Raw genomic sequence first — 6,600 nt, forward strand, 5'->3', positions numbered from 1 at the left:
GTCGGCGATCTGGCTCACGTGGACCAGGCCGTCCTTGGCGCCGAAGAAGTTCACGAAGGCGCCGAAGTCGACGATCTTGACCACCTTGCCGGTGTAGATCGTGCCGATCTCGGGCTCGCTGGCGATCGACTTGATCCAGTCGCGGGCCGCGTCGATCTTGGCCTGGTCGGCGGCCGCGATCTTGATCGTACCGTCTTCGCCGATGTCGACCTTGGCGCCGGTTTCGGCGGTGATCTCGCGGATCACCTTGCCGCCCGAGCCGATCACCTCGCGGATCTTGTCCACGGCGATCTTGATGGTCTCGATCTTCGGAGCGAACTCGCCGAGGTGATCACGCGGGGCTTCGAGGCCCTTGTTCATCTCGTTGAGGATGTGCTCGCGGCCGCCCTTCGCCTGCTCGAGGGCCTTCTTCATGATCTCCTCGGTGATGCCGGCGATCTTGATGTCCATCTGCAGCGACGTGATGCCGTCGTGCGTGCCGGCCACCTTGAAGTCCATGTCGCCGAGGTGGTCCTCGTCGCCCAGGATGTCCGACAGGACGGCAAAGCCGTCGCTCTCGAGGATCAGGCCCATGGCGATGCCCGACACCGGCTTCTTCAGCGGAACGCCGGCGTCCATGAGCGCGAGCGACGAGCCGCAGACCGAGGCCATCGACGACGAGCCGTTCGACTCGAAGATCTCCGAGACCAGGCGGATCGTGTAGGGGAACTCGTCATAGGCCGGCAGCATCGGACGGATGGCCCGCCACGCCAGCTTGCCGTGACCGACTTCGCGGCGGCCCGGCGCGCCCATGCGGCCCGTTTCCCCGACCGAGAAGGGGGGGAAATTGTAGTGCAGCATGAACTTCTCATAGTACTTGCCCTCGAGGGCATCGATGAGCTGTTCGTCGTCGCCGGTGCCGAGGGTGGCCACGACCAGCGCCTGGGTCTCGCCGCGGGTGAACAGCGCCGAGCCGTGGGCCCGGGGCAGCACGCCCACTTCGGCTACGATCTGACGGACCTGGTCCACCTTGCGGCCGTCGATGCGGACGCCGGTGTCGAGGATGTTCCGACGCACGACGTCGGCTTCCAGATCCTTGAAGATCGAGCCCAGCTTGTCGGGGGCCAGGCCGGCCGGGTTCTCGTCCGACTTGCCGAACTTCTCGACGGCCTTGGCCTTGGCCGCGCCGACCGCCGTCTGGCGCTCCAGCTTGGCGACGATCTTGTAGGCGGCGGCCAGGTCCTTGCCGACGGCCTTCTTCACTTCGGCCTTGATGGCGTCGGTGTCGTCGGCGACGAACTCGAAAGGCTCCTTCGCCGAGTGCTCGGCCAGCTCGATGATCGCGTCGATCACCGCCTGCATGCCCTTGTGGGCGAAGGTGACGCCGCCCAGGACTTCAGCTTCCGAAAGCTCCTGGATCTCTGACTCCACCATCATCACGGCGTCCTGCGTGCCGGCGACGACGAGGTCCATCCTGGACTCCTTCATCTCGTCGAGGGTCGGGTTCAGGATGTACTCGCCATCCACGAAGCCGACGCGCGCGGCGCCGATCGGGCCCATGAAGGGCGCGCCCGAGATCACCAGGGCGGCCGAAGCGGCGACCATGGCGACGATGTCGGGATCGTTCTCGAGGTCATGCGCCAGCACCGTGGTGACGACCTGCACTTCGTTCTTGAAGCCCTTCACGAACAGCGGGCGGATCGGACGGTCGATCAGGCGGCTGGTGAGGGTCTCCTTCTGCGAGGGCGCACCCTCGCGGCGGGGGAAGCTGCCGGGGATCTTGCCCGCGGCGTAGAACTTCTCCTGGTAGTTCACGGTGAGCGGGAAGAAGTCCTGACCGGGCTTCTGGCTCTTCGCGAACACGGCGGTCGCCAGGACCATGGTCTCGCCGTAGGTGGCCAGGACGGCGCCGTCGGCCTGACGGGCCATGCGGCCGGTTTCGAGCGTCAGCGTCTTGCCGCCCCACTCGATCGTCTTGCGTTTGATATCGAACATTTTGGCTTCTTTCTGGTCCCGCGGGCGCATTCCCGGCGGGCGCGGACAGGGGATCGTCTCTACGAATCCTCTCCAATGGCACAGGCTATGAGGATCGCTCTCGACCCTCGGCGTGTTGGGGCTGAACTCGCCCCCTTGCCGCATCCATCCCCCGGCCTGTGACGGAGGAGCAGCCTCAAATGAAACGGACCCGGTTCCCACCCACAAGGCAAAGGGGGCGGGAAACGGGTCCGGTCGCAGGACTAGCGGCGCAGGCCGAGCTTCTCGATGAGCGCCTGATAGCGAGCCACGTCGGACTTCTTCAGGTGGTCGAGGAGCGAACGGCGGGCGGAGACCAGCTTCAGCAGGCCCCGGCGCGAGTGGTTGTCCTTCTTGTGCGTCTTGAAGTGCTCGGTGAGGTTCGCGATCCGTTCGGACATGATCGCCACCTGGACTTCGGCGCTGCCCGTGTCCGCGTCGCCGCGGGCATGGGACTTGATGACTTCGGCTTTACGTTCGGCCGTGATCGACATCGGGTTCTCCTGCTCGGCTAGAGATCGAAGACGCGCGAGGGCTCGAGCCGTCCCGCACGCATCTCGCAGAGCGCCACCATCGTTCCCCCCGACATCGCCGAAACGGTGCGCGAGCCCGGCTTGAGCCTGGCCTTCACAGCGTCCACCTGTCGGGGAACGAGAACGATCGATCGTCCCTGCTTCAATCGGAAGGCGTCTTCGTCGGTCACGGCCAACGCCGGGATGTCGTCCAGCGCGGTCTCGACCGGAAGCAGGGCCTCCGATTGGCGGGCCTCATAGCCCAAATCCTCAAGCAATTCCAGTGCGACCGCCGATTGCTCGGTGAACGCCCCCACGCGCGTGCGGCGCAACGCGCTGACGTGCCCGCACGCGCCCAGCGCCTCGGCGATGTCGCGGACCAGGGCGCGGACATAGGTGCCCTTGCCGCAGTCCATCTCCAGCGTGACGTGATCGGCGTCCCCCGCGTTCTCCGGCGCGTCGGCGACCCGGACGTCGATGATGCGCACCATGCGTGCGGCCAACTCCACCGTCTCACCGGCGCGGGCCAGGTCGTAGGCGCGCTCGCCGTCCACCTTGATGGCGGAATAGGCCGGCGGGATCTGGTCGATCTCGCCGATGAAGCGCGGCAGCACCGCCTGTACCTGGGCGATGGTCGGGCGCACGTCCGACTCCGCCAGGGTCGCGCCCTCGCGGTCGTAGGTCGCGGTCGTGCGGCCCCACTCGATGGTGAAGCGGTAGCCCTTGTCGGCGTCGACCATGAACGGGACGGTCTTGGTCGCCTCGCCCAGCGCGATGGGCAACACGCCGGTGGCCAACGGGTCCAGCGTGCCGGCGTGGCCCGCCTTCTGAGCGTCGAACAGGCGGCGGATGCGGCCGACGGCGTGGGTCGAGGTCAGGTCGTAGGGCTTGTCGAGGTTGATCCAGCCCGAGATCGCCTGGCCCTTCCTGCGGCGGGCCACGCTAGTCCTCGTCCTTCCAGGAATCCGAGGGCGGCTGGGGCGTCAGGTCCTGGCCGACGAGGTCTTGGCGGACACGGGGATCATCGAACAGCTTCGCCATCCGCGCCGCCTCGTTGAAGCTCTCGTCGTGGCGGAAATGCAGGTCGGGCGTGAAGCGCATGTCGATCATCCGCCCCAGGTGGCCGCGGACGAACTTCGAGTGCCTGTTCAGCGCCTTGACCACCTCGTCGGCGTGCTCGCCGCCCAAAGGCTCCACGAAGACCGTGGCGTGGCGCAGGTCGGGATTCACGCGAACCTCGGTGACGGTCACCGAGACGCCGGCCAGCACCGGATCGTTGATCTCCTCCTCGCGGAAGATCTCGACCAGCGCATGACGCACCAGTTCGCCCGCGCGCAGTTGCCGCTGCGACGGACCGGTGGGCGCGCGCCGGGTTGTGGCGGGACGTTTCATGGGATCAGAGCCTTCGTCACCCTGGCCCGCGGATCGGACGCGGCGCGCAGGAAAGCGCGGGCTTCTAGGGCCGCGACGTTCGCGTGTCCACCCCGCATCGCTGGACATCGCGGCGCTGGTCGACAAGACTCGCCGGGGTTGTGCCGGGGGGCCACATGCTCACTCGCGAGATGCTGTTCGATTTCCACGGCCGTATGCGCCGCCGCCACTGGTGGCTTGCGCAGCTCGGCGTCGCGGTGGGCGCCTTCGTCGTCTTTGTCGTCGCCAGCTATGCCGCCGCGGCGATGAACGCCCGCGGCAACGTCGCCGCGACCATCGGCTTTGGCATGATCGGCACGGCGATCGCGGTCGTCATCGTCTGGGTCAACCTCGCGACCAGCGTGAAGCGGCTGCACGACCAGAACCTGTCCGGCTGGTTCCTGATGGTCGGCTTCCTGCCCATCGTCGGGAACGTGATCAGCCTGGCCCTCCTGGGCTTCCGGGACAGCCGCCGTGGCGAGAACGCGCACGGCAATTCGCCGAAGTATCCCGCGGACGCGGCGGCCGTGTTCGACTGACGATTAGGGCGCGCCCGTCCGTTCCTTGAAGAACTGGATCACCCGCTGTTCGGCGGCCTTCGTGGGGCCGTCGTCGGCGAGGTGCAGGGTCAGGACGGAGTGCGGCGGGATGAACGCCGGCTTGGCGTCGGCGTCCTCGAACTCGTGGCCCTCGAAGCGGTCGCCGAACTCGGCCTTGTAGCGGGCGAACCGCTCGTCCGGGACCAGCTCGTCGGTCTTGAACCGCAGGCCGATCATCGAGAGGTCCTCGTCGATGAAGCGGCGGCGCGCGCAGGCGATCTCGGCGGCCGAGCAGTCGAAGGCCGCACGGCCAGAGCCGGTCTTCGGCGCGATGGGCATCGAGGGCTGCGACAGCACCGGCGCCACCACCGACGGCTCGGTCATCATCGCCAGCGCATAGCCGCCGGTGAAGCACATGCCGACCGCGCCCACGCCCTTGCCGCCGCAGTCCGCGTGCGCCTGCCGGGCCAGGGCCCGCAGCCAGTCCACGATCGGGCTCGAACGGTCGCGGGCCCAGAAATAGAACTCGCGGCGCACGCAGAAGGCCTTGGCGACCTCGGCCAGCGCATAGCCGCGGCTGGCCGGCTTGCCCGGCGTCCCGAACAGGCTCGGGCAGTAGACCGTCATCCCGGCCGCCGCGACCCGCTCGGCGAACGCCAGCACCAGCGGGTGCAGCCCGGGGATCTCATGGATGACGATGACCGCCGGCCCCGACCCGCGCTTGTAGACGTCGCGCGTCCACTTCCCCGCCTTGAACCTGATCTTCTCGAAGCCCTCGAGCACCGCCGCGTCGGTCATTCCGCCCCCCGTTTCAGGGGAGCTTAGCCGGATCAGCGCCTGATCTGCAGCATGCCGATGTCGCCTTCGAAGCCCGAGAGCTTCCAGCGGCCGTCCGGGGCGTGGGCGAAGATGAGCAGACAGGGCCCCTCCGGCTTGGTCACCGCGCAGACCCGGCCGTCCGGCATCTGCCTCAGCCTCGTCGAGATACCCACCGGCCCGGGGATCTTCGTGTCGCGGCGGTAGCCGTAGTAGGCCGCGACCGAGCGGAACACGTCGGGCTGGATCAGTGTGTCGCCGGCCAGCTTCGACAGCGCCGGAGCCAGGACCGCGGCGAGGCCCGTCGGCACGCGGCCGTCGCGGCGCGCCTCGGCCACCAGCCGGTCCTCGATCTCCAGGCGCAGCGCCTTTCGGTCGACCAGGGCGTCGAAGGTCGCGCGGTCGTCGTCGCGGATCGAGATCAGCAGCGCATGCACGTCGCCCCCCGCGTCCAGCTTCTGCACCGTGGCGCAGCTCGACAGCACCAGAGCCACGAGGGGGGCCACCAGGGCCAAGAGGAACACACGCATATCCATCCTCCGCTCAAGCTGCGCTACAACACCGGGAACTCGCATAGCGAGGTGAAACCGCAGATGAAAGAACCCGGCTCCGCAGCGCCCATCCTCGAAACGCCGAGGATGACGTTCCGCCCCTTCACGACCCACGATTTCGACCTGCTGGCCGAACTCCATCGCGACCCGGAGGTGGGCCGCTACATGGGCGGCGTCTGGGACGACGCCAAGATCGCCGCCGTCCTGGCCGATTTCGTGGCCGAACACGCCCAGCGCGGCCACTCGAAGTGGGTCGTCCACACGCGCGAGGGCGTGTTCGTGGGCCGCGCGGGCCTCAGCCTCTGGCGCGCCAGCGGCGAGTTCGAGCTGGGCTACGCCTTCCGCCCCGAGTTCTGGGGCCAGGGCCTGGCCACCGAGGCGGCCCGCGCCGTCGCCGGGTGGGCCTTCGCCCACACCGACGCGCCCTACCTCATCGCCTTCACCGAGCCGCAGAACTTCGGCTCCCAGCGCGTGCTGGAGCGTATCGGCATGGTCCGCCAGGACGACCGCGACATGGGCTTCGCCACCCCCAGCGCCTTCTTCACGATGGAACGGCCCCCAGGGGAATGAGAAAGGGCGGCTGCATCGCTGCAACCGCCCTCTGATCTTCGCCGTGCGCGTTCGCCCTAGGCCAGGGTGCGCTTCACCTCTTCGAGGTTGAAGCACTCGATGGTGTCGCCGGCCTTGATGTCCTGGAAGCCCTGGAACGCCATGCCGCATTCCTGGCCCGCGGGCACCTCGTTGACCTCGTCCTTGAAGCGCTTGAGCGTCTGCAGGACG

The 6,600-nt window shown here is 68.0% G+C and carries 8 protein-coding genes; 2 read left to right on the top strand and 6 right to left on the bottom strand.

What is annotated here, in order from left to right; all coding sequences use genetic code 11:
- The 4 genes from pnp to rbfA all read right to left on the bottom strand — a co-directional run.
- Positions 1-1,974, bottom strand: a 1,974-nt coding sequence (gene pnp / locus JNL41_RS05575) for a polyribonucleotide nucleotidyltransferase (RefSeq protein ID WP_293473285.1), incomplete at its 3' end; no start/stop codon positions are given.
- Positions 1,975-2,216: 242 nt separating this feature from the next.
- Entirely contained in the window at positions 2,217-2,486 is a 270-nt protein-coding gene (gene rpsO / locus JNL41_RS05580) for a 30S ribosomal protein S15 (protein WP_293473286.1), read from the bottom strand.
- A 17-nt stretch (positions 2,487-2,503) separates the two neighbouring features.
- The gene (gene truB, locus JNL41_RS05585; protein WP_293473287.1) at positions 2,504-3,445 is read right to left on the bottom strand and encodes a tRNA pseudouridine(55) synthase TruB; all 942 of its coding nucleotides are present in this window, start codon (positions 3,443-3,445) and stop codon (positions 2,504-2,506) included.
- 1 nt (position 3,446) lies between these two features.
- Entirely contained in the window at positions 3,447-3,896 is a 450-nt protein-coding gene (gene rbfA / locus JNL41_RS05590; protein ID WP_293473288.1) for a 30S ribosome-binding factor RbfA, read from the bottom strand.
- Positions 3,897-4,051: 155 nt separating this feature from the next.
- Here rbfA and JNL41_RS05595 point away from each other — a divergent pair, with 155 nt between their 5' ends.
- Complete coding sequence (locus JNL41_RS05595; RefSeq protein ID WP_293473289.1) at positions 4,052-4,453, top strand: DUF805 domain-containing protein; 402 nt, start codon at positions 4,052-4,054, stop codon at positions 4,451-4,453.
- 3 nt (positions 4,454-4,456) lie between these two features.
- On the opposite strand, the gene JNL41_RS05600 is transcribed toward JNL41_RS05595, so the two are convergent.
- Both JNL41_RS05600 and JNL41_RS05605 read right to left on the bottom strand, forming a co-directional pair.
- Entirely contained in the window at positions 4,457-5,251 is a 795-nt protein-coding gene (locus tag JNL41_RS05600) for a dienelactone hydrolase family protein (RefSeq protein ID WP_293473290.1), read from the bottom strand.
- A gap of 32 nt (positions 5,252-5,283) precedes the next feature.
- Positions 5,284-5,799 (bottom strand): DUF2939 domain-containing protein, encoded by a 516-nt coding sequence (locus JNL41_RS05605; protein ID WP_293473291.1) that lies wholly within the window; start codon positions 5,797-5,799, stop codon positions 5,284-5,286.
- A gap of 108 nt (positions 5,800-5,907) precedes the next feature.
- On the opposite strand from JNL41_RS05605, the gene JNL41_RS05610 reads away from it, so the two are divergent.
- Positions 5,908-6,390: a GNAT family N-acetyltransferase gene (locus tag JNL41_RS05610; protein ID WP_293473292.1), complete on the top strand. Its 483-nt coding sequence runs from the start codon at positions 5,908-5,910 to the stop codon at positions 6,388-6,390.
- The last annotated feature ends 210 nt before the right edge of the window (positions 6,391-6,600 follow it).

It is taken from the genome of Phenylobacterium sp., from assembly GCF_016793285.1.
Taxonomy (GTDB): Bacteria; Pseudomonadota; Alphaproteobacteria; order Caulobacterales; family Caulobacteraceae; genus Phenylobacterium.